We start from the raw sequence: 20,386 nt of genomic DNA, 5'->3' as shown, positions 1-20,386 counted from the left end.
CCGGCGCGCGCAGTGCCGCCTTCGCACTAAACTGGACAGGTGACTCTTCCCGCAGCGCCTGACGCGACCCCTGCCATCCGCGCCGCGGCCGACCTCTGGAAGCCCGTGCTGGTCAGGGCAGCCGTTGCGCTCGTGTTTGGTGCGGTGACCGTTTTCTGGGCCGCGCCATCCGAGGCGGGCATGGGCTGGGCCGGCGGCCTGTACCTGCTGGCCACCGGTGTAGTGCTGATCTGGACCGTGACCAAGTCCGGGTACCGTCCGCGGGAACGTGCGGGCAGGATCCTCTCCGCCGGCGGGGCCGTCCTGGCCGGGGCCGGTGCAGCCGTGGCCATGATCCCCGGCTCCCTCGTCTTCGGAACGATCGCCGCAATCGGTCTCGGCGGTGCCGGTGTTGCGGAGCTGCTCGCGGGCATTCCGAGCCGCGGCCGGTCCGTACTGGCCCGGGACTGGATCGCCTCCGGCGTGATCGGGCTGGGCACGGCGATCGCGCTGCCGTTCTTCATCGGCCTTGGTGCGCACGCGCTCCTCGGCGTGGCCGGCGGCGGGGCCATCATCAGTGGCGTGCTGTGGATGTTGTCCGGGCTGACCCTGCGGCATGATGCTCGGGGCGATTCCGCGGAGGCCGTAAACTAGTACCGACAGGTTCTACCCGGCGTAGAACAATTGCGGTAACAAGACAGCCACGCTTCCCGCGCAGGCTGCAGGAGGAAAACACCTTGGCACAGCAGAAATCCGGAGCGTCCCGCAACGTGCGGACCTCGGTCAAGGGAACGCTCATGTTCTCCGCGTTCTGGGCCGTCGTGGTGTTCTTCGGCGTCCTGATCTTCGCCTCGGGCGGCAGCGCCCGTTCGCCCCGCTTTGACCTGGCCTTCATCGGCGCCGGGATCGCCTTCATTGTGATCCTCGTGGTGGCCGCCATGCTCTCGATGAGCTACAAGGACAACGCCGAGCACCTGGGGAAGGGCTCCGGCGTCAACCTCAGCTCCAAGCGGTCCCCTTCCGGCCACGGCGGCCCCTCCGTGCAGCCCGGGCCCGAAACTGGTGGCCCCGTCGATTCGGCCGATTCCGGCGACAACGGACCGCACGCCTGACGCCGCAGGCCTAACCACGCAACACCGGGACCCCTCAGGTCAGGACACCGCCTTGCGGGCCCGGTATGCCGCCACATGCGCGCGGTTGGCGCAGTTTCCCGTGTCGCAGTAGCGCTTCGAGCGGTTGCGGCTCAGATCGAGCACGACGGCGTCGCAGTCTTCCGCCGCGCACACCAGCAGGCGGTCCATTTCCTTGCTGCGGATCACGTCCACGATCGCCATGGCCGCCTCCGTGCTCATGCGGTCGGCCAGCGGGGCCTCGGGCGTGGTGGCGTGCAAGTGCCAGTCCCACGGATGGTGCTTGACCAGTTGGGGGAGTGCCCGGGCCTCGCGGAGCAGCCGGTTCACGGTCTCCGCGGCAGCGGCCTCCTCCGCCACCCAGAGCTCGGCGAGTTCGCCGCGGAGCCGCCGTATGCTTTCCAGCTCGGCCTGGTCCCGGGCCCGGGAGCCAGTGAAGCCCTCAGCCGCCAGGAAGCCGTCCAGGTCCTTGACCGTGGCCAGATGTTCCTGGCCGTTCGCGGCGGTGTTGATGAGGTTGACCACGGAACGCAGGGCAACTTCTGTGTCAGGGGCAAAGACCATCTTGACTCCTTACCTTGCGGGGGCGTAATGTCATGACCATAACCCCACTTTACTCCTGACAGGAGAATGCCGTGTCTGCCCCCCGCCGCACCGTCGCCGCCCCGGTCCAAGACCTTGCCGCCCTGCGGCCTGCCTCGGAACCGGCCGGCAGCGCAATGGGGGCGACGACGGGCACGGCGCGGGGCGCCACGGCCGGCACCAGGCGGGCCGGTGTCGCGTCCAGCTTCATGGCCTCTGGCCTGGGCATCGCGTTGTTCTCCTCGGCGGTCTTTGGCATCTCCGGATCGTTCGCCAAGGCCCTCCTCGAAACGGGCTGGACGCCCGGGGCCGCCGTTACGGGCCGCCTCACCGGCGCCGCGCTGATCCTCGCGGTTCCCGCCATCCCGGCGCTGCGCGGCCGCTGGCACCAACTCAAGGACAACTGGCTGACCATCCTGCTTTTCGGCGTCATTGGGGTCGCCGCGTGCCAGCTGTTCTATTTCAATGCGGTGTCCCGGCTGTCGGTGGGCGTCGCCCTCCTGCTGGAGTACCTCGCGCCCGTCATCATCGTGCTGTGGCTGTGGGCCGCGAGCCGGAAGCGTCCCCGGCCGCTGACCATCGCCGGCACCCTGCTGTCGCTGGGCGGACTGGTCCTGGTCCTGGACCTGACGGGTGCCGTGAAGATTGACCTGATCGGCGTGCTGTGGGGGATTGCGGCCGCGGTCTGCCTTGCGATCTACTTCTTCATCACGGCCAAGGAAAACGACACCCTCCCGCCGATTGTCCTGGCCTCAGGCGGCCTGATGGTCGGAGCCGTCGTGATGTGGCTCGCGGCCGCCACCGGTTTGGTGCCGATGGCGTTCGGCACGGCCGATACGCGGCTGGGACCCTGGATCACCCCTTGGTGGGTCGCCCTTGGCGGCCTAGTGGTCCTGGCGACGGTCCTGGCGTACGTGTCCGGAATTGTCGCCGCGCGGGCCCTCGGATCCAAGGTGGCGTCCTTCGTGTCGCTGACCGAAGTCCTCTTCGCCGTCATCTGGGCCTGGCTGTTGCTCGGCGAGCTGCCCGGCACGATTCAGCTGCTCGGCGGTCTCCTGATCGTCGGCGGCGTGGTTCTGGTCCGGCTGGACGAACTGCGCGCCGCCCCGCTGCCGGCCCCGTTGAACCACGCGAACGACGTCGAACCCGTACCGTAGGCGCGTTCTGCCAGAGCCGGCCCCAATGCGGGTCCGGCACCGTGCAGCGGGTGCGCTCGTTCCCGGGCCCCGGGACACCTAGCATGGAGCTATGTGCCGAAATATCCGGACCCTCCATAACTTTGAACCCCACGCGACCACCGCCGAGGTGGAGGCCGCCGCGCTGCAGTACGTGCGCAAGATCAGTGGCAGCACCAGGCCCTCCAAGGCGAACGAAGAGGCCTTCAACCGTGCTGTGCATGAGATTGCCCACGCCACCCAGCACCTGCTCGACTCCCTCGTGACCCACGCGCCGGCAAAGGACCGCGGGGAGGAAGCTGCCAAGGCGAAAGCCAAGGCGGCCGCCCGCTTTGGCGCGGCCTGAGGGAAGGACCCGGGCGAAAGCTGGCCTACCTGCCGAAGCTGCGCAGCCGCAGCGAATTGGCCACCACCAGCACGGAACTCGCGGCCATGGCGCCCCCTGCGATCATTGGATTCAGGAGTCCCAGGGCCGCTATGGGAATGCCGATGGCGTTGTAGAAAAAGGCCCAGAAGAGGTTCGTTTTGATGGTCGCCAGGGTCCGGCGGGAGAGCTCGATGGCCTGGGCGACCTGCCCCAGATCGTTGCCCATGACCGTCAGGTCGGCGGCCTCGATCGCAACATCGGTGCCGGAGCCCATCGCGATGCCCAGATCCGACTGGGCCAGCGCCGCGGCGTCATTGACGCCGTCACCGGCCATGGCGACAGTGGCGCCGTCGGACTGCAGCTTCCGCACCGCCTCGACCTTGCCCTCCGGTAGCACCCCTGCGAACACATCCTCCGGAGCAATGCCGACGGCGGCTGCCACCTGCGCGGCCACGGCGGCGTTGTCCCCAGTCAGGAGGATCGGCCGGAGACCCAGCCCGCGCAGCCGCGAGATCGCGGCTGCAGAGCCCGGCTTGAGCGTATCCCGCAGGCTGATGATGCCCGCGGGCTCCCCGTCGACGGCGAGCCAGATCGCTGTGGCGCCCGAGGCTTCGCCGGTGCGGAGGGCCTCCAGCTGCGCGGCGGCGGGCGCGATGCTGTTCTGCTCCAGCCAGCCCGTACGGCCTGCCGTCAGGAGCCGGCCCTCCACGGTTCCCTGGACCCCGCCGCCGGGCGCGGAGCGGAAACCGGCGACGGCGGCCAGGCCGGCGCCGTCGTTCGCGACCTCGGGGGTCCCTGAACCCGGCGCCCCTGCCGCGGCGTCCGGTGTTGAAACCGGTGCCGTAACCAGTGCCGCGTCCCGTGCCGCGGCAGCGATGGCGCGGGCGATGGGGTGTTCAGACGCGGCCTCCAGGGCTCCGGCCAGACGCAGAACCTCAGCAGGGGTGAACGCTCCGAAGGCCTCCGTGCCGTCGACGGCGAGGTGGCCGGTGGTCACGGTGCCGGTCTTGTCCAGCAGGATGGTGTCCACGGTCCGGGTGTCCTCGAGGACCTGGGGGCCCCGGATCAGGATGCCCAGCTGGGCGCCCCGGCCGGTTCCGGTGAGCAGCCCCACCGGGGTGGCCAGGCCCAGGGCGCAGGGGCAGGCAATGACCAGTACGGCGACGGCGGCCGTAAACGCTGCCCGGAGTTCGGCGTCGCTGATCTCCGGGACGGCCGCGAGCAGCCAGGCGCCAAACGTCACCACGGCGATGGCGAGGACCACCGGCACGAAGACGGCGCTGATCCGGTCCGCGAGGCGCGCGATCTGCGCCTTGCCGGTCTGCGCCTCGGAGACCAACCGGCCCATCTGGGCCAAGGTGGTTTCGGCGCCGACGCGCGTGGCGCGGACCAGCAGCCGGCCGGAGGTGTTGATGGTGGCGCCCGTGACCGGGCTGTCCGGGCCGACTTCCACCGGCACCGATTCACCCGTGACCAGCGACGCGTCGACCGCGGAGGACCCCTCGACGACGATGCCGTCAGCCGCGATCTTCTCGCCGGGGCGGACCACAATGAGGTCGCCTACTCCCAGCCGATCGGCGGGAATCTGCTGCTCCTGGCCGTCGCGGAGCACCGTGGCATCCTTGGCACCCAGATTCAGCAGTGCCTTGAGGGCGTCCCCGGCTTTTTGCTTGGCATTCGCCTCCAGATACCGGCCCAGCAGCAGGAACGTGGTGACGACCGAGGCAACCTCGAAGTAGAGGCCGCCGGAGTCCATCCCCGTTCCGTCCATCCCCGGGTGGGCGGTCATTAGCGGGTCAGCGAAGAGTTGCCAGGCTGAGAAGACGTAGGCCGCTGTCACGCCAATGGAGACGAGCGTGTCCATCGTGGAGGAGAGGTGCCGGGCGTTGACGGCGGCTGCCCGGTGGAATGGCCACGCCGCCCAGGTAACCACGGGCAGGGCCAGGATGGCTGCTGCCCAGCCCCAGTTGGCGAAGTGGAAGGCCGGGAACATCGAAATGAGGAACACCGGGACGGTGAGGACGGCTGCCCCGACGAGCCGCGGGCCGAGCTTGGGGCTTTCGGCGGGGCCGCTCACGTCAGTCGGGTGTTTGGGGGGCCGGATCGTGGCCTTGTAGCCTGCTGCGGCGACGGTGGCGGTGATTTGTTCGTCTGTGATGGCCGCCGGGACGGTGACGTGGGCGGTCTCAAGGGGCAGATTGACGGAGGCTTCGACGCCGTCGAGCTTTCCGAGTTTGCGTTCGATCCGGTTGACGCAGGAGGCGCACGTCATGCCCTCGATATCTAGGTCAATGACACGGCTTCCGGATTGGTGCAGCAGCTGCTCGTTACGCACGGCGCCCTTCTGTTCTCATCGTTCGGTCCGTTCTGGGCCGTCCGCCGGCCCGTGAGGGCGCTCAGGCTTCGGTGGCGACCACGAGGTAGCCTGCTTCAGCGACCGCCTCGCCGATCTCGGCAAACGACAATGCTTCGCTGGAGGTGATCGTGACAGTGGAAATGCCGCCGGCCTTGAGGTCGACGTCGACCTTTTCGACGCCTGAGAGCGCCTCAAGTTCTTCGCTGACGGAGGACACGCAGTGGCCGCAGGTCATTCCGGAAACGTTGACGGTGGTGGAAACGGTGCCCATGGGGTGCTCCTTGTCGCTGGGCAGGGGATGGTTCCCCGGCCCGGTGGTGGGGTGGGTGGTGCAGTTCTTAGCGCAGGAGGCGGCCGATGGCATCGGCGGCCTCTTTGACTTTGAAATCGATGGCTTCGGCGCGCAGTTCCGGATCCGGCTCCGAGGCGGCGCCGACGACGCAGTGGCCGATGTGCTCCTCCACGAGCCCCAGGCTCACGGCGTGCAGGGCCTTGGTGACGGCGGCAACCTGGGTGAGGATGTCGATGCAGTATTTGTCCTCGTCAACCATGCGGGCGATGCCTCGCACCTGGCCTTCGATCCGCTTGAGCCGGCGCAGGTAGGCCTCCTTGTTGGAGGTGTAGCCGTGCTGCTCGTGGGGCGCCAGGGGGGATGTGACGGGATCTTCGGACTCGCTCATGCCCTCAACATATACCCCCTAGGGGTATGTTTCAAGCGTCCGGGGCGGCCCGGCGGTGAATTCGGCGCTTGGCGGAAATTAAAGAGCTCCGGAGTGCGTTATTGGGGGATACGCACTCCGGAGCAGCTATTGGGTAGGCGGTTCATCCGGCCTACGTATCGAGCTTACTTGGCGGTAGTGGGATAGCGCCAGCACCCCGAATAACTACTTTCGCTTTATTTTCCTGCCGCCGGAACGATCAGGATCGGATGCTGCTGATGGTGGCTCAGCCATGCCGCCACGGAGCCGTTGAGCGCCGCGGAAATGCGGTGGCCGAGTCCGGGTTCCGGGGTCCCCACCACGATCATGAGAGCGTCAGTCTCGGCGGCCAGTCTGCCGATCGCCCGGGCCGGGTCGCCCGCCAGGGTGCGCAGGGTCCAGTCGATGCCCAGGCCTCCGCAGCGTGCCTCAATGACGGAGCGCAGCTCCTGGGTTGTCGCCCGGATCTCGTCGTTGTCCGTGTCCGGGTGCAGCGACAGTCGGTGCGCGGACCTCTCCGGGTCCCACTCCACGAGGTAGCTGGCCTCGTCCACATACGCGCAGACCAGAGGCACGGCGAGGCGCTTGGCAAGCGCGCCGGCGGTCTGCAGCACCTCGGGATGCTGTCCCGGAAGCACGGCCACCACGACGGGCGAGGGCCCGGCGGCGGACTCGGCGGACTCGGCGGACATACTTCATTCTTGCCCGGCGGTGTCGCCCTGAACAGGGACTTACTTCCCGGTCCCGGCGCCGGACCCGTTGCGGCGCCGGTCCCGGCGCATCCCTTGTACACCCCGGTGGCGGGGCCTACGGTTGAAGAACACAGGAGGAGGTGGCTGCCGTGGAGATCTACATGTGGTGGCTGGATCTGGATTTGGCGAGTAAGGAATGGCTCCGGGAAAACCTCCGGACCATCGAGCTGCCCGAGACCGTCAAGCGGGGGATCTTCGACGCCGGCGGCGCCGGGTCATTGACGGACGCGGACTGGGACTTTATTGAGACGCAGTCGGAGTTCGTCGACTGACGGCGGGGCCCGGCACGCCGGCGCACCGTCCCGGGACCACTGCGGCATCGCAAAAAACCATTGCGGCCTTCCGGCGCGGGTGGTTGCATGGGGGGCATGGCTACTGCAGAGAGTTATGTCCTGGCGATCGGCACCAAGAAGGGTCTGTGGCTGGCGACCAGCCCGGACCGGAGGGAATGGTCCCTGTCCGGGCCGCATTTTCTGATGAGTGAAGTGCCCAGCATCGGCATCGACAGCCGCGGCGGGCGGACCCGGATCCTGGTGGGGGTCCGCTCCGAGCACTGGGGTCCCACCGTCTTTCACTCGGATGACCTGGGCGGGACGTGGGAGGAGCCCGAAAACGGCGCCATCACGTTCCCCGACGGCGCGGACGCCGCCTTGGAACGAATCTGGCAGATCCACCCCGATGCCGAGTCCCGGCCCGGCGTCGTTTGGGCAGGGTGCGAACCGATCTCCGTCTGGAAATCGACCGACGGCGGGGAGCACTTCGAGCTCAACCGCGGCCTCTGGGACCATCCGCACCGCAGCGAATGGGGAGCCGGCTATGGCGGCGCCGCGGCCCACTCGATCGTCGTTGACCCCACGGGCGAGAAAGTCCACGTCGCCATGAGCACAGGCGGGGTCTACCGCTCGCTCGACGGCGGAGCTTCCTGGGAACCCCGCAACAGGGGGATCTCCGCTTACTTCATGCCGGACCCCAACCCTGAATTCGGCCAGTGCGTCCACAAGATCGCGGCGGACGCCGCCGTCGACGGCCGCCTGTATGCGCAGAACCACCACGGCGTGTACCGCAGCGACGACGACGCCGAATCGTGGGAATCGATCGCCGAAGGGCTCCCGGCGGACTTCGGCTTTGTGATGCTGACGCACCCGCGCCGGGCCGGTACGGCCTGGGTGATCCCGCTGAAGGCCGACGGCGAGCGGATTCCGCCTGACGGCAAGCTGGCGGTGCACCGGACGGACGACGCCGGTGCCAGCTGGAAACGGCTCGACTCCGGTCTGCCGGACCCCGAGTACAACGCCGTGCTGCGCGATGCTGCGTGCGTCGACGAGGCCGAGCCCGCGGGCGTCTACTTCGGAACGCGGGGCGGCAGCGTCTATGCCAGTGCCGACGAGGGGGAGCACTTCAGCGAAGTGGCCTCGCACCTGCCGGACGTGCTGTGCGTGCGGGCTGCTACGGTTTCCGCTGCCCTGCTCCCGATGCAGCTGTGAACCAGTGCAGCCGTGAAGGGCTGGAAACGCATGAACGGCGTCGTGACTAACGGCATGCCCGTGCCGGCGGATTCCGCGATCAGTGTGGTCCTGCCGAGCGTCCTCCAACCGCTGGCCGGCGGGCAGTCCATCCTGACTGCGCCCGCGGAGGAAGCGGTGACGGTGGAGTGGGTGCTGGATACGGTGACCGGGGATTATCCGGCGCTGTCGCGGCGGTTGCGGGATGAAACCGGAACCGTTCGCCGTTACGTGAATATATACGTCAACGGGAATGAGATCCGGCGGCTGCAGGGCTTGGTGACGACGGTGGCACCGGGCCAGGAAGTCCTGATCATCCAGTCCGTGGCGGGAGGCTGACGCCTCAGGCGACCCGCCAGACGGTGCATTCGTCCGCGTTGATGGCCTTCCGCATGCCGGAATGGCGGTCCATGATCCAGACGACGCCGATTCCGGGAGCCGTCTCCTGGACGCGGCCGCGGCGGATCACGACATCGTCGTAGTTCGGGCCGACGCGCAAACGGGCCTCGATCTCGTCGCCGCGGTGCAGCTGGTCGAGGGCGCGGATACGGGTTACATGGGCTTTCGCTTCCTTCAACATGGCGGGGCCTCCTGGACTGGAGTTGGTGCCTGCTCTTGCCGGCCCTTCCAGTGTCCTGCGCCAATGTTGCGTCCGCGTTTCAGCACGGTAAGGGGACGGTTAGTTTTCGGCGGCGGCCCGATTTCCTGCCCCGGCTCCGGTCCGATTCCTGCTCCGCTGGCCGCCTGCGCACGTCTTTGACCGCTTGCACGCACAACGGCGGCCCGCCCCCGAAGGGACGGGCCGCCGTCGCAGGTGCGGAACTGGCGGTTGAGCGCGGTGTCCGGTCAGGAGCGCCGCGGCCGGGCTACTTGACGCCGAGCTGCTTGGTGGGCACCTTGAAGGTTTCCTTGGCCGTCAGGGCCGCGATGGTGGCGATCAGGCAGATGACTGCGGTGAAAATGCTGATCTGGACCCAGCCGCCCGGCTGGATGCCGCCCATGGCCGCCACGATCGCCGGGGCGAAACCCGCCATGAGGAAGCCCAGCTGTGTGCCGATTGCGAGGCCGGAGAAGCGGACGTTGGTGCTGAACATCTCGGCGTAGAAGGAGGGCCAGACAGCGTTGGCCGCAGCGTAACCGAAGGAGAAGAACGCGATTGCCGTGAGGAACATCAGCGGAACGCTGCCGGACTCGAGGCTCAGCAGGAAGACCGGGGTCAGGGCTGCGCTGGACAGTGCGCCGTAGATGAAGACCGGCTTCCGCCCGATCTTGTCGGCGAGCATGCCGAAGAGCGGCTGGGTGCCCAAGGCCATGAAGTTGGCGCCGACGACGAGCCAGAGGGTGGTGGTGCCGTCCACGCCGGCGACGTTCTTGGCGTAGCTTATGGCCAGGGTCCCGAAGACGGTGGACACGGCGGCGATAAAAGCACAGGCGATCACGCGGAGGACATCGCGCCAGTGGCTCTTGAGGAGGTCGGCCACCGGGAGCTTGGAGATCTGCGCGGTCTTCCGGGCTTCCTCGAATGCCGGCGGTTCGTGCAGGGTGCGGCGGATGAAGAACGCGACCAGCACCACCACGGCGCTCAGCCAGAACGGGATGCGCCAGCCGATGCTGTACTTGATCTCATCGGGCAGGGCGAGGACCGGGATGAAGACGAGGGCCGCGAGGATCTGGCCGCCCTGGGTGCCCGTGAGCGTCCAGGAGGTGAAGAAGGAGCGGCGGTTGTCCGGGGCGTGCTCCAGCGTCATGGATGACGCGCCGGCCTGCTCGCCGGCCGCGGAAAAGCCCTGGCAAAGACGCGCCAGCACCAGCAGGACAGGAGCCCACCAGCCCACCGTCTTGAAGTCCGGCAGGCAGCCGATGGCAAAGGTGGAGGCGCCCATCAGCAGCAGCGTGAACATGAGGACCTTTCGGCGGCCTATCCGGTCGCCGAAGTGGCCGAGGACGACGGCGCCGATCGGGCGGGCAATGTAGGCGAAGCCGAAGGTGGCGAATGACATGATCGCCGCGTTGGTGTCGGCATCAGGGAAGAAAACATGCGGGAAGATCAGTGCCGCTGCCGAACCGAAGATGAAGAAGTCGTAGTACTCGACGGCGCTGCCCAGGAAGCTGGCAAGGGCCGCCTTCTTCGGCGTCCCTCCCGTGGTGGTGCCCGTCGCGGACGGGAGAGTCTGGCTCATGGTGTTCCTTTGGTGTGACGACGTTGTCGCGGATGGATCAGGAATGTCTCGACTGCCGCTTGCTTAAGTTTGGTGCAGCCGGAGGTCCGTGGAAAGACCCGGACTAGTAGCCACATGGTGGAAGCTACTTGTGCGATGTAGCAATCATGACTGTGAGCGCAGTCACCTGTCAAGAAAAATAATCACCATCTAGAAATAGCTCTCACTATGTGGGAACATCCTTGTATGAGTGTGAATCAAGCCACAGAAGAGTCCGCCGCTCCCGCCGCCCCGGGGGAAGCCCTGGTGAAGCCTGCCAAGGCCGCCAAGGAGGACTCTCGAACCGACATGGTGGGGAAAGCCCTGGGCCTGCTGGTCCTCCTGGGCGACGAGCCGCGCGGCGCCAGCGCCGCGGAGATCTCCCGCCGGGCCGATCTGCCGTTCAGCACCACGTACCGCCTGCTCGGCTCGCTGACGCGGGACGGCTTTGTGGACTACGAGCCCGACGGGCGCCGTTACCACCTGGGCCTGCGCGTCTTCCAGCTTGGCCAGCGGGTTTCCAATCATCACGGTTTCGCAGGCACGGCACTTCCCATCCTGCGCCGGGTGACCGAGGAAACGGGCGAGGCCACCATTCTTTCCGTGCGTGACGGCATCCACCATCTGACGGTGAACAAGGTGGACGGCCCGCGGACCTTCCGCGTCACAAGCGATCCCGGCCATCTGGGAGCGCTGCACACCACCTCGGTAGGTAAGGCGCTGGTGGCGTTCGCCGATGACGCCACCCGCGCCCAGCTTCTCGATGAACTGCCCCTCGATCCGCTGACGGAGCATTCCATTACCGATCGCGACGCGTTCCGGGCGGAGATTGAACTGGTCCGCCGGCGTGGCTACGCCACGATGGACGAGGAAAACGAGGCCGGCATGCGCGCCGTCGCGGTGCCGGTGTTCAACGCCCAAGGTCACGCGTTTGCCTCCCTCGCCACGGCCGTGCCGGTGTTCCGGCTCAGCATGGAGGATCTGGTGGCCTGCGTGCCCCTGCTCCAGTCGGCCGCAGCTGAGCTGTCGGCCCGGCTGCCCCAGCGGTGACGTGCTCCACCCGCCGCCCTGGGGCGCCCCGGGGCGGCAGGCGCCGTCGTAACAATATGTTCGCCATACGAACAAGTGTGCAACATGTGAACAATGTCTGTAGTGTAATCCCTATCACCCGGCCCGCCGCGGACGCCTCAAGCGCCACGGCCCGCCGAGTGCAGTTGTCAAAGGAGCTAACCGGATGAGCAATCGAGCAGAATCCTTCCTCGTGGGACTCGTGGGAGACGGTGTCATGCCGTCCCTCACGCCCTACATGCATGAACGCGAAGGTGACGTCCAGGGCCTCCGGTACCTCTACCGCCCCATCGACCTGATCGAACTTGGCCTGCCCGGTCAGGCCGTGGGGGATCTGCTGTCCGGTGCCCGGAGCCTCGGGTTCAACGGATTGAACATCACCCACCCCTGCAAGCAGCTCGTGCTGGACTACCTTGACGAGGTCTCCGCCGACGCCCGGCGACTCGGCGCCGTCAACACCGTGGTCATCCGGGACGGCCGCTTCATCGGGCATAACACCGACTTTTCCGGCTTCGCGTCGGCACTTGCCTCCGGTCTCCCCAGGGCCGCCCTGGACCGCGTGGTCCAGCTGGGAGCCGGCGGCGCCGGATCCGCCGTCGCCTACGCCCTGCTCACGGCGGGTGTCCGGGAACTGGACCTCGTGGACACGGATGCGGCGCGCTGCGCCGCCCGGGCTGCCGAACTCGCCGGATTCTTCCCGGACCGCACGGTCACGGCCCGCACGACGGCGGAGCTGCCGCAGCTCATGCCCCGGGCCGACGGCCTGGTGCACTGCACCCCGGTCGGCATGGCCGCCCATCCGGGCCTTCCGCTGGACATGTCCCTCGTGGAGTCCCGGCACTGGGTCGCCGACATCGTGTACCGGCCGATCGAAACCGAGCTCGTCCGCGCGGCCCGGGCCAAGGGCTGCGAGGTCCTTGACGGCGGCCGGATGGCCGTGGGGCAGGCCGCGGACGCGTTCCGGATCTTCACCGGGCGTGAGCCCGACGCGGACCGCATGCGCTCCCACTTCCTGGAACTCGTGGCCGCGGAAGAGGTGGCAGCCTGATGCGCACCGGAATCGCGACCGTCTGCCTCTCCGGCACCCTGCGGGAAAAAATGCAGGCCTGTGCGGTTGCCGGCTTTGACGGCATTGAAATCTTCGAACAGGACCTCGTCACGTCATCGCTGAGCCCGGAGGATGTCCGGAAGCTGGCCGCCGACCTCGGACTCACGCTGGACCTCTACCAGCCGTTCCGCGACTTCGACAGCGTTCCCGAGGACCTGCTCGCCGCCAATCTGCGCCGCGCGGACGCCAAGTTCCGGCTCATGTCCCGGCTGGGCATGGACACCATGCTGCTGTGCTCCAACGTGGGAACGGCCACGATCGACGACGACGAACTCCGGGCCACCCAGCTCTCCCGGCTCGCGGACCTCGCGGGCGAACACGGCGTCAAGGTCGCCTACGAGGCCCTGGCCTGGGGCAAGTACGTCAGCGACTACGAGCACGCCCACCGACTGGTTGACATGGTGGACCACCCCCACCTGGGCACCTGCCTGGACTCCTTCCATATCCTCTCCCGCGGCTGGGACACCGCGCGGATTGAGGCCTTCAACCCGGCGAAAATCTTCTTCGTCCAGGTGGCCGATGCCCCCAAGCTGACCATGGACGTGCTGTCCTGGAGCCGGCACTACCGGGTGTTCCCGGGCGAGGGCCAGTTCGACCTCGCCAAGTTCATGGGCCACGTGGTCCGCGCCGGCTATACCGGACCGGTATCGCTGGAAGTGTTCAACGACGTCTTCCGCCAGTCCGACGTCGAACGCACGGCCGTCGATGCCATGCGGTCGCTGATCTGGCTCGAAGAGCAGAGCGCCCGCTGGCTCGAGGCCAACCCGGCCGCGGCTGAAAGCGGTGCGGCCGGCACTGCGGCCCGGCGCCGCTACCCGATGGAGCTTGCCACGCTTCCCCGGGTGGCCGAGCCCGCCGGCTTCAACTTCGCCGAAGTCCGGGCCGGGGACACCGCCGGCCTGGAGACGCTGCTCGGCCAGCTGGGATTCGCGTTCAACGGGCGCCATCGCACCAAGAACGTGCAATTGTGGACCATGGGCCGCGCCCGCTTGATCATCAACGAGGAACCCGCCGCCGGTCAGCAGGCATCTGCCGCCGCGGCCCTTTCCACTGCTATTTCGGCCGTGGGGTTCGACGTCGACTCTCCCGTCATCGCCGCCGCCCGCGCCCAGCAGCTCAAGGCCCCCGCGGTGCCGCGCAAGAGCCAGGCCAACGAGGAAGTCTTCCAGGGCTTCGCAGCGCCGGACTCCACCGAGATCTTCCTCTGCCAGGGCAGCCCGGACGGCACGGCGGCCTGGGTCGGTGAATTCGGGGAGCCCCACGAACCCGGCGACGGACTGCCTCACGTTGTTCCAGCCGGTGGCACCGCTCCCGCCGCGGGCCCCGCAGCCGGTGCCGTGATTGACCACGTGAACCTCGCCCAGCCGTGGCAGCACTTCGACGAGGCCGTGCTGTTCTACACGAGCGCCCTCGCGCTGGAACCGCAGCCGTATGCCGAGGTGGCGAGCCCCACCGGGCTGGTCCGCTCCCAGGTGATGCTCACCGAGGACCGGGGCGTCCGCCTGGTGCTGAACCTGGCACCGCTGCTGCAGCAGGAGGCCGCCGGAACAAAAGAACCCGGCGAGTCCGGGACCGGCCACCGCCGCACCTACCAGGAGCACGTGGCCTTCGCGGTGACTGACCTCGTGGCCACGGCCCGTGCCGCCCGGGACCGCGGCCTGGACTTCCTGCAGATTCCGGCGAACTACTACGAGGACCTCGACGCCCGGTTCGCCCTGGACCCGGACTTCCTGGCTACGCTCCGCGAGCTCAACCTGCTCTATGACCGTGATGCCGACGGCGAATTCCTGCATTTCTACACAGCCACGGTAGGCAGCGTGTTTTTCGAAATGGTGGAACGCCGCGGCGCCTACGACGGCTACGGCGCTCCGAACGCACCCGTGCGGCACGCCGTCCAGTACGACCACCTGCACCAGCTGACCCGCAGTTCCTGATCCCCACCCGAACAACAATCACACCCATGAAAGGAGGCGGCTGTGCCTGAAGAATTGAACCTTGAGATCTTCAACGCCGACCCGATCACCGAATACGTGTCCGACGAAGCCACGGAGGCCGCACCCAAGACGTACGCGCCGCTCGATGCCGCCGCAGAGTCGCAGGCGGACCTCAGCGCCGAGATGAAGGCGATCGGCGAGGCCTACGCGCAGGCTCTCAAGAACGGGGCCCCGGCCGAAACCCAGCCGCGGCTCGACTACGCGCCCTACCGCAGCAGCGTCCTGCGGCACCCCACCAAGGACCTGCACCACGCGGACCCGGAAACCATCGAGCTCTACTCTCCGGCGTTCGGGCACATGGACGTGCACGCGCTGGAGGCGGACCTGACCATCCAGCACAACGGTGAACCGCTGGGCGAACGCATCGTGGTCTCCGGCCGCGTGCTCGACGGCGACGGCCGTCCCGTCGCCGGCCAGCTCGTGGAGATCTGGCAGGCGAACTCCGCCGGACGCTACATCCACAAACGGGACCAGCACCCGGCACCGCTGGACCCCAACTTCACCGGCGTCGGACGCTGTATCACGGGCGCGGACGGCTCCTACAGCTTCACCACCATCAAGCCCGGCGCGTACCCCTGGAAGAACCACCTCAATGCCTGGCGACCGGCCCACATCCACTTCTCCCTGTTCGGGCAGGAGTTCACCCAGCGGATTATCACCCAGATGTACTTCCCCGGTGACCAGCTCTTCCCGCTGGACCCGATCTACCAGTCGATCGTGGACCAGGACGCCCGCGACCGGCTCGTGGCCACCTACAACCACGAGCAGACCAGGCCTGAATGGGCTCTGGCATACAACTGGGACATTGTCCTGACCGGGCCCAAACGGACCTGGACCGAGAACGAGGCATTAGGTGCAGCAGGCGACGAGAATGAATAGGCGCATCATGAGTAAACTCACCCCGACGCCGGGCCAGACCGTGGGCCCGTTCTACGGCTACGCCCTGCCCTACGCCAAGGACCGCGAGCTGCTCGCCCCCGGGTCCCCGGGCTCCATCCGGCTCCAGGGCACCGTGTACGACGGCGCCGGCCACCCGATTCCGGACGCCATCCTGGAAATCTGGCAGGCCGACGCGGACGGCAGGGTTCCGCACCACACGGGCTCCCTGGTCCGCGACGGCTATACCTTCACCGGGTTCGGCCGCAGCACGGTGGGCAACACCGGCGTCTTCACGTTCACGACCGTGAACCCGGGACCCACCGAAGAGGGCGCGGCGCCGTTCATCGCTGTTGCGGTCTTCGCCCGCGGCCTCATGAACCGCCTGTTCACCCGGATCTACCTGCCGGAGAACGAGGAGGCCCTGGCCAAGGATCCGCTGCTGTCCTCCCTGGAGCCGGACCGCCGCGAGACCCTGATCGCTCGCCGGGATCCCGACGGCGGCCTGACCTGGGACATCAGGCTCCAAGGTGAAGGCGAGACTGTCTTCCTGGACTTCGAGAGTTCCGCGGCTTCGGGTGCCGAGGGCGCCGCGCAGTGACCGACTCCCACTTGTCCGACGGCGACGTCGGCCTCCTCAGCCCCGTGTCGGCGTCGCCTGTTGTGGCGGCGCTGACCGGGGACCGGGCGGTGCTCGCGGCGATTCTCGCCGTCGAGTCCGGTTGGGCCGCCGTGCTGGAGAAGGCTGGCATGGCCCCGGCCGGATCGGCCGCGATCGTGGCCTCCGCTGCCGACGCCAGCCGTTACGACGCGAGGGACATCGCAATTCGCGGGCAGGGCGGCGCCAACCCGGTCATCCCGCTCCTGGCGGATCTCCGTGCCGAGGTGAAGGCCCTGGACACCGAAAACGTTGGTGCACTGCGTGCCGTTCACACCTCACTGACCAGCCAGGATGTGCTGGATTCGGCCTTGATGCTGCTGGCCCGGAACGCCGTCGCTGCCCTCCTGACGGACCTGGAAGCCACCACGACGGCGCTGGCCGCTCTTGCGGATCAGCACGCGGACACGCTGTGCGTGGGCCGCAGCCTCACGCAGCATTCCCTGCCGTTCACGTTCGGGCTCAAGGCCGCGCAGTGGTTCCACGGACTGGCCGCCGCCGCACGGCGCCTCGAGGCCCTTGAACTTCCGCTGCAGACCGGCGGGGCCGCAGGAACATTGGCGGCCGGGACCGTGCTGACCTCGGCTTCGGTGGACACGCCCTTTGACCTGTCGGAAAACCTTGCCGCGCATCTGGGCCTGGCGGCAACGCCTGGCCCGTGGCACACCAACCGGCTGGCCGTCACGTCGCTGGGGGATGCCCTGGCGGCGGTGACGGATGCGATGGGAAAGATCGCCAGCGACGTGCTGTTCCTGAGCCGTCCTGAGGTGGGCGAACTTGCGGAGCCCCGCGCGGCCGGCCGGGGCGTTTCCTCGGCTATGCCGCAAAAGCAGAACCCTGTGCTTTCAGTGCTGGTCCGCAGCGCGGCGCTCCAGGCCCCGGGTCTGGCCGCCCAGCTGCATCTGGCCGCCGCCAACTTCAACGACGAGCGGCCCGACGGCGCCTGGCACAGCGAATGGCCCGCGTTCCGGCAGCTTCTCCGGCTGGCGCTCGGGGCTGCCGGACACCTGCGGGAACTCGTTGAGGGCCTGCAGGCCTTTCCCGAGGCGATGCAACGCAACCTGGCACTGTCCGGGCCGCTGCTGCTGAGCGAAGGGGTGTCGGCCGCCGTGGCGCCCCTCCTGGCCGAGCACTCCGGCCTGACTGGCAAGCAACAACTGCAGGCCGTTGTGGACCAGACGTTGCAGGCCCCGCCCGCGGAGCAGTCCGCAACGTACCGGCGCCTGCTGCGGGAAGCCGTGCCCGCGGACCTGCTTCCGGACGCCCGGCTGGAGGAACTCGTGGATCCTGCCAGCTACCTGGGGCAGGCCGCCGAGATTGCCCGCCGCATCCTGGCGGCATTCCCGGAGTACGCGCGCCCCGCCACAACACAAGACCCAACTGATCCGAACGGAGATTCCCGTGGCTAGACCCACTGTCAAGGCCGTACTGCTCTCTCCCCAGCGCGTGCTCGGCGACAAGCCCCTCCTGATCGTGGGGCCCTCGCTCGGGACGTCCTCGCTGCTGTGGAGCCAGGCCGGCACCCTGCTGGGGCCCGATGTCGACGTCGTCGCCTGGGACCTGCCCGGCCACGGCGTCTCGCCCGCGGCGCAAGAGACGTTCACTGTCGCTGAACTGGCCGACGCCGTGATCGGCCTGGTCGATTCGATCGCCCCCGGCGCACGCTTCCACTACGCCGGGGTGTCGCTGGGCGGAGCCACCGGCCTGCAACTGGGCATTAAGCACGGCGACCGGCTCAAGAGCCTCTCAGTGCAGTGCTCCGGCGCGAAGCTCGGCACTCCCGAGGGCTGGCTGGAACGGGCCGAGACCGTGCGCACCCAGGGAACCCCGGTGATGATCCAGGGATCCGCTCAGCGCTGGTTCGCCCCGGGGTTCATGGACCGCCAGCCGGAGCTCAGCGGCCGGCTCCTGCACACCCTCCGTGACGCCGACCGCTTCAGCTACGCCTTCTGCTGCGAGGCCCTGGCGGGCTTTGACGTCCGGGACCAGCTCGGCACCATCCGCGTCCCCACCCAGGTGATTGCCGGCGCCCTGGACTCCGTGGCTCCGCCCTCGATGGCCGAGGAAGTGGCCGCGGGCATCACCGCCGGCGGCGGCACCGCCACGGCCGTCAGCCTGGAGGGCGTGGCACACCTGGCCCCGTTCGAGGCACCTGCCCACGTTGCCGAACTTCTCAAGAGCCTCATCACCTGGACCGAGACCCTAGGAGCGGGCGAATGAGCGGCTCCGAGCTCGACGGGCCCGAGCGAAACGGCGTAGTCCAGCCCGGCGCGACAAGCCAGGAAATCTACGACGGCGGCATGAAAGTCCGCCGTGAAGTCCTCGGCGCCGCGCACGTTGACCGTGCCAACGCTAACAAGGATTCCTTCACCGAGGACTTCCAGGACATGATCACCAGGATCGCCTGGGGCGGCATCTGGACCCGGCCGGGGATCAGCCGGCAGATGCGTTCCGCCGTCACCATCACCGCCATGGTGGCGCACGGGCACTGGGAAGAACTGGCCATGCATATCCGCGCCGCCATCACCAACGGCCTGAGCCGGGATGAGATCAAGGAAATCCTGCTCCAGACCGCCATCTACTGCGGAGTACCCTCCGCCAACACCGCCTTCAAGACGGCGCAGCAAGTCTTTGCTGAGCTCGACGAAACCCCCACCCCACCCAACTAGCTGGCAGCAGATGTCGTTATGAGCCCTCATAACGACATTAACTGCGACCTAGTTGGGATTATCAGACTGAATCAGAGGAATGGTTATGAATCAGGCTTTTGTTTACGATGCCGTGCGGACGCCGTTCGGGAAGTTCGGCGGCGGGCTCGCGGCCGTGCGTCCGGATGATCTTGCCGCGCACGTGATCCGGGAAGCGATGACGCGTGCCCCGGGCCTCGATGTGGAGCGGATCGATGAGGTGGTGTTCGGCAACGCGAACGGTGCGGGCGAGGAAAACCGCAATGTGGCCCGGATGGGGACGTTGCTGGCCGGGCTGCCGGTCTCGATCCCGGGGACCACGGTGAACCGGTTGTGCGGGTCCTCTTTGGATGCGGCGATCATCGCGTCCCGGCAGATCAATACCGGGGACGCGGAGCTGATGCTGGTCGGCGGGGCGGAGTCGATGTCCCGGGCGCCGTGGGTGCTGCCGAAGACGGAGAAGCCCTACCCGGCTGGGGACCTGACCCTGGCCTCGACCACGCTGGGCTGGCGCCTGGTGAACCCGGCGATGCGCCCGGAGTGGACGATTTCCCTGGGCGAGGCCACCGAACGGCTGGCGGAGAAGTACGGGATCACCCGGGCCGCGCAGGACGAGTTCTCCGCCGCCTCGCACAACCTTGCCGCGGCGGCGTGGGACGAGGGCTTCTATGACAGCCTCGTCGCGCCGGTCCCGGGCACGGGACTGGTCCGGGACGAGGGGATCCGTCCGGGGTCCTCGGCGGAGAAGCTCGCCGGGCTCAAGACGGTGTTCCGGGCCGAGAACGGCACCGTGACAGCCGGGAACGCGTCCCCGCTCTCGGACGGCGCCTCCGCGGCCTGGCTCGGATCCGAGACGGCCGCCGGGATCCTGGGGATGGATCCGCTGGCCCGCATCGCCGGGCGCGGCGCGCACGCGAACGACCCGCAGTACTTCGGCTACGCCCCGGTCGAGGCCGCGAACAAGGCCCTCGCGAAGGCCGGGATCGGCTGGGACCAGGTCGGCGCCGTGGAACTGAACGAGGCGTTCGCCGCGCAGTCCCTGGCCTGCATCACCGCCTGGGGCATTGATGCCTCGATCGTGAACCGGCATGGCGGCGCGATCGCGATGGGCCACCCGCTGGGCGCCTCGGGCGGGCGGATCCTGGGCACCCTGGCCCGCACCCTGCAGGCCACCGGTCAGCGCTGGGGCGTCGCCGCGATCTGCATCGGCGTCGGCCAGGGCCTGGCCGTCGTCCTCGAAAACGTCACCACCGCCG

The 20,386-nt window shown here is 68.1% G+C and carries 23 protein-coding genes; 16 read left to right on the top strand and 7 right to left on the bottom strand.

Annotated elements, in window-relative coordinates:
• Nucleotides 1-39: 39 nt before the first annotated feature.
• Nucleotides 40-633, top strand: coding sequence for a hypothetical protein (locus AC1DBQ_RS04155; protein WP_476927294.1), 594 nt, complete (start codon nt 40-42; stop codon nt 631-633).
• 83 nt (nt 634-716) lie between these two features.
• Nucleotides 717-1,091 (top strand): hypothetical protein, encoded by a 375-nt coding sequence (locus AC1DBQ_RS04150; RefSeq protein WP_091248436.1) that lies wholly within the window; start codon nt 717-719, stop codon nt 1,089-1,091.
• Nucleotides 1,092-1,130: 39 nt separating this feature from the next.
• Here the strand turns inward: AC1DBQ_RS04150 and AC1DBQ_RS04145 are convergent, their stop codons facing one another.
• Nucleotides 1,131-1,673, bottom strand: coding sequence for a CGNR zinc finger domain-containing protein (locus AC1DBQ_RS04145; protein WP_476927293.1), 543 nt, complete (start codon nt 1,671-1,673; stop codon nt 1,131-1,133).
• 227 nt (nt 1,674-1,900) lie between these two features.
• Here AC1DBQ_RS04145 and AC1DBQ_RS04140 point away from each other — a divergent pair, with 227 nt between their 5' ends.
• Both AC1DBQ_RS04140 and AC1DBQ_RS04135 read left to right on the top strand, forming a co-directional pair.
• Entirely contained in the window at nt 1,901-2,848 is a 948-nt protein-coding gene (locus AC1DBQ_RS04140; protein ID WP_476927320.1) for an EamA family transporter, read from the top strand.
• 91 nt (nt 2,849-2,939) lie between these two features.
• On the top strand, nt 2,940-3,212 hold the full coding sequence (locus AC1DBQ_RS04135; RefSeq protein WP_116766764.1) for a DUF2277 domain-containing protein: 273 nt from the start codon (nt 2,940-2,942) through the stop codon (nt 3,210-3,212).
• A 25-nt stretch (nt 3,213-3,237) separates the two neighbouring features.
• Here the strand turns inward: AC1DBQ_RS04135 and AC1DBQ_RS04130 are convergent, their stop codons facing one another.
• The 4 genes from AC1DBQ_RS04130 to AC1DBQ_RS04115 form a co-directional block, all read right to left on the bottom strand.
• Complete coding sequence (locus AC1DBQ_RS04130; protein WP_476927319.1) at nt 3,238-5,505, bottom strand: heavy metal translocating P-type ATPase; 2,268 nt, start codon at nt 5,503-5,505, stop codon at nt 3,238-3,240.
• Nucleotides 5,506-5,629: 124 nt separating this feature from the next.
• Nucleotides 5,630-5,860 carry a heavy-metal-associated domain-containing protein gene (locus tag AC1DBQ_RS04125; protein ID WP_116766762.1) on the bottom strand — a complete coding sequence of 77 codons (231 nt, stop codon included), beginning with the start codon at nt 5,858-5,860 and terminating at the stop codon, nt 5,630-5,632.
• A gap of 67 nt (nt 5,861-5,927) precedes the next feature.
• On the bottom strand, nt 5,928-6,269 hold the full coding sequence (locus AC1DBQ_RS04120; protein ID WP_476927292.1) for a metal-sensitive transcriptional regulator: 342 nt from the start codon (nt 6,267-6,269) through the stop codon (nt 5,928-5,930).
• A gap of 215 nt (nt 6,270-6,484) precedes the next feature.
• Complete coding sequence (locus AC1DBQ_RS04115; protein ID WP_476927291.1) at nt 6,485-6,979, bottom strand: universal stress protein; 495 nt, start codon at nt 6,977-6,979, stop codon at nt 6,485-6,487.
• Between the two features lie 149 nt (nt 6,980-7,128).
• Between AC1DBQ_RS04115 and AC1DBQ_RS04110 the strand changes: the two genes are divergently transcribed.
• The 3 genes from AC1DBQ_RS04110 to AC1DBQ_RS04100 all read left to right on the top strand — a co-directional run bounded on the left by AC1DBQ_RS04110 (nt 7,129) and on the right by AC1DBQ_RS04100 (nt 8,880).
• Nucleotides 7,129-7,311, top strand: coding sequence for a hypothetical protein (locus AC1DBQ_RS04110; protein ID WP_091248826.1), 183 nt, complete (start codon nt 7,129-7,131; stop codon nt 7,309-7,311).
• Between the two features lie 87 nt (nt 7,312-7,398).
• Complete coding sequence (locus AC1DBQ_RS04105; protein ID WP_476927290.1) at nt 7,399-8,523, top strand: WD40/YVTN/BNR-like repeat-containing protein; 1,125 nt, start codon at nt 7,399-7,401, stop codon at nt 8,521-8,523.
• A 54-nt stretch (nt 8,524-8,577) separates the two neighbouring features.
• Complete coding sequence (locus tag AC1DBQ_RS04100) at nt 8,578-8,880, top strand: MoaD/ThiS family protein (protein WP_091248824.1); 303 nt, start codon at nt 8,578-8,580, stop codon at nt 8,878-8,880.
• A gap of 4 nt (nt 8,881-8,884) precedes the next feature.
• Here AC1DBQ_RS04100 and AC1DBQ_RS04095 read toward each other — a convergent pair whose 3' ends face one another.
• Both AC1DBQ_RS04095 and AC1DBQ_RS04090 read right to left on the bottom strand, forming a co-directional pair.
• The gene (locus tag AC1DBQ_RS04095; protein WP_116766757.1) at nt 8,885-9,121 is read right to left on the bottom strand and encodes a hypothetical protein; all 237 of its coding nucleotides are present in this window, start codon (nt 9,119-9,121) and stop codon (nt 8,885-8,887) included.
• A gap of 286 nt (nt 9,122-9,407) precedes the next feature.
• Nucleotides 9,408-10,721, bottom strand: a complete 1,314-nt coding sequence (locus AC1DBQ_RS04090; protein ID WP_091248417.1) for an MFS transporter — start codon at nt 10,719-10,721, stop codon at nt 9,408-9,410.
• Nucleotides 10,722-10,946: 225 nt separating this feature from the next.
• Here AC1DBQ_RS04090 and AC1DBQ_RS04085 point away from each other — a divergent pair, with 225 nt between their 5' ends.
• The 9 genes from AC1DBQ_RS04085 to AC1DBQ_RS04045 all read left to right on the top strand — a co-directional run.
• Nucleotides 10,947-11,789, top strand: a complete 843-nt coding sequence (locus tag AC1DBQ_RS04085) for an IclR family transcriptional regulator (RefSeq protein ID WP_476927289.1) — start codon at nt 10,947-10,949, stop codon at nt 11,787-11,789.
• Between the two features lie 184 nt (nt 11,790-11,973).
• Nucleotides 11,974-12,855: a shikimate dehydrogenase gene (locus AC1DBQ_RS04080; protein WP_476927288.1), complete on the top strand. Its 882-nt coding sequence runs from the start codon at nt 11,974-11,976 to the stop codon at nt 12,853-12,855.
• Nucleotides 12,855-14,849: a TIM barrel protein gene (locus AC1DBQ_RS04075; RefSeq protein WP_476927287.1), complete on the top strand. Its 1,995-nt coding sequence runs from the start codon at nt 12,855-12,857 to the stop codon at nt 14,847-14,849. The genes AC1DBQ_RS04080 and AC1DBQ_RS04075 overlap by 1 nt, the downstream gene beginning before the upstream one ends.
• A 42-nt stretch (nt 14,850-14,891) precedes the next feature.
• On the top strand, nt 14,892-15,788 hold the full coding sequence (gene pcaH, locus AC1DBQ_RS04070; protein WP_476927286.1) for a protocatechuate 3,4-dioxygenase subunit beta: 897 nt from the start codon (nt 14,892-14,894) through the stop codon (nt 15,786-15,788).
• 7 nt (nt 15,789-15,795) lie between these two features.
• The gene (gene pcaG / locus AC1DBQ_RS04065; RefSeq protein ID WP_476927285.1) at nt 15,796-16,386 is read left to right on the top strand and encodes a protocatechuate 3,4-dioxygenase subunit alpha; all 591 of its coding nucleotides are present in this window, start codon (nt 15,796-15,798) and stop codon (nt 16,384-16,386) included.
• Between the two features lie 11 nt (nt 16,387-16,397).
• Nucleotides 16,398-17,852, top strand: a complete 1,455-nt coding sequence (locus AC1DBQ_RS04060) for a lyase family protein (protein ID WP_476927318.1) — start codon at nt 16,398-16,400, stop codon at nt 17,850-17,852.
• Entirely contained in the window at nt 17,845-18,663 is an 819-nt protein-coding gene (locus AC1DBQ_RS04055; RefSeq protein WP_476927284.1) for an alpha/beta fold hydrolase, read from the top strand. Before AC1DBQ_RS04060 ends, AC1DBQ_RS04055 begins: the two co-directional genes overlap by 8 nt.
• Entirely contained in the window at nt 18,660-19,112 is a 453-nt protein-coding gene (gene pcaC, locus AC1DBQ_RS04050) for a 4-carboxymuconolactone decarboxylase (protein WP_476927283.1), read from the top strand. The genes AC1DBQ_RS04055 and pcaC overlap by 4 nt, the downstream gene beginning before the upstream one ends.
• Before the next feature lie 85 nt (nt 19,113-19,197).
• The coding region (locus AC1DBQ_RS04045) for a thiolase family protein (RefSeq protein ID WP_476927282.1) at nt 19,198-20,386 on the top strand (1,189 nt) is incomplete at its 3' end.

Source organism: Arthrobacter sp. 10T413_2, from assembly GCF_056394205.1.
Note: the sequence above shows the minus strand (reverse complement) of the source record. Positions and strands in the feature narration are given on the sequence as shown.

Excerpts from the sequence above, each read along its gene's own strand:
- AC1DBQ_RS04145 (WP_476927293.1), bottom strand. The coding sequence starts at position 1,673 with ATGGTCTTTGCCCCTGACACAGAAGTTGCCCTGCGTTCCGTGGTCAAC.
- AC1DBQ_RS04140 (WP_476927320.1), top strand. The coding sequence starts at position 1,901 with ATGGCCTCTGGCCTGGGCATCGCGTTGTTCTCCTCGGCGGTCTTTGGC.
- AC1DBQ_RS04135 (WP_116766764.1), top strand. The coding sequence starts at position 2,940 with ATGTGCCGAAATATCCGGACCCTCCATAACTTTGAACCCCACGCGACC.
- AC1DBQ_RS04130 (WP_476927319.1), bottom strand. The coding sequence starts at position 5,505 with ATGACGTGCGCCTCCTGCGTCAACCGGATCGAACGCAAACTCGGAAAG.
- AC1DBQ_RS04125 (WP_116766762.1), bottom strand. The coding sequence starts at position 5,860 with ATGGGCACCGTTTCCACCACCGTCAACGTTTCCGGAATGACCTGCGGC.
- AC1DBQ_RS04120 (WP_476927292.1), bottom strand. The coding sequence starts at position 6,269 with ATGAGCGAGTCCGAAGATCCCGTCACATCCCCCCTGGCGCCCCACGAG.
- AC1DBQ_RS04115 (WP_476927291.1), bottom strand. The coding sequence starts at position 6,979 with ATGTCCGCCGAGTCCGCCGAGTCCGCCGCCGGGCCCTCGCCCGTCGTG.
- AC1DBQ_RS04105 (WP_476927290.1), top strand. The coding sequence starts at position 7,399 with ATGGGGGGCATGGCTACTGCAGAGAGTTATGTCCTGGCGATCGGCACC.
- AC1DBQ_RS04100 (WP_091248824.1), top strand. The coding sequence starts at position 8,578 with ATGCCCGTGCCGGCGGATTCCGCGATCAGTGTGGTCCTGCCGAGCGTC.
- AC1DBQ_RS04095 (WP_116766757.1), bottom strand. The coding sequence starts at position 9,121 with ATGTTGAAGGAAGCGAAAGCCCATGTAACCCGTATCCGCGCCCTCGAC.
- AC1DBQ_RS04090 (WP_091248417.1), bottom strand. The coding sequence starts at position 10,721 with ATGAGCCAGACTCTCCCGTCCGCGACGGGCACCACCACGGGAGGGACG.
- AC1DBQ_RS04085 (WP_476927289.1), top strand. The coding sequence starts at position 10,947 with ATGAGTGTGAATCAAGCCACAGAAGAGTCCGCCGCTCCCGCCGCCCCG.
- AC1DBQ_RS04080 (WP_476927288.1), top strand. The coding sequence starts at position 11,974 with ATGAGCAATCGAGCAGAATCCTTCCTCGTGGGACTCGTGGGAGACGGT.
- AC1DBQ_RS04075 (WP_476927287.1), top strand. The coding sequence starts at position 12,855 with ATGCGCACCGGAATCGCGACCGTCTGCCTCTCCGGCACCCTGCGGGAA.
- pcaG (WP_476927285.1), top strand. The coding sequence starts at position 15,796 with ATGAGTAAACTCACCCCGACGCCGGGCCAGACCGTGGGCCCGTTCTAC.
- pcaC (WP_476927283.1), top strand. The coding sequence starts at position 18,660 with ATGAGCGGCTCCGAGCTCGACGGGCCCGAGCGAAACGGCGTAGTCCAG.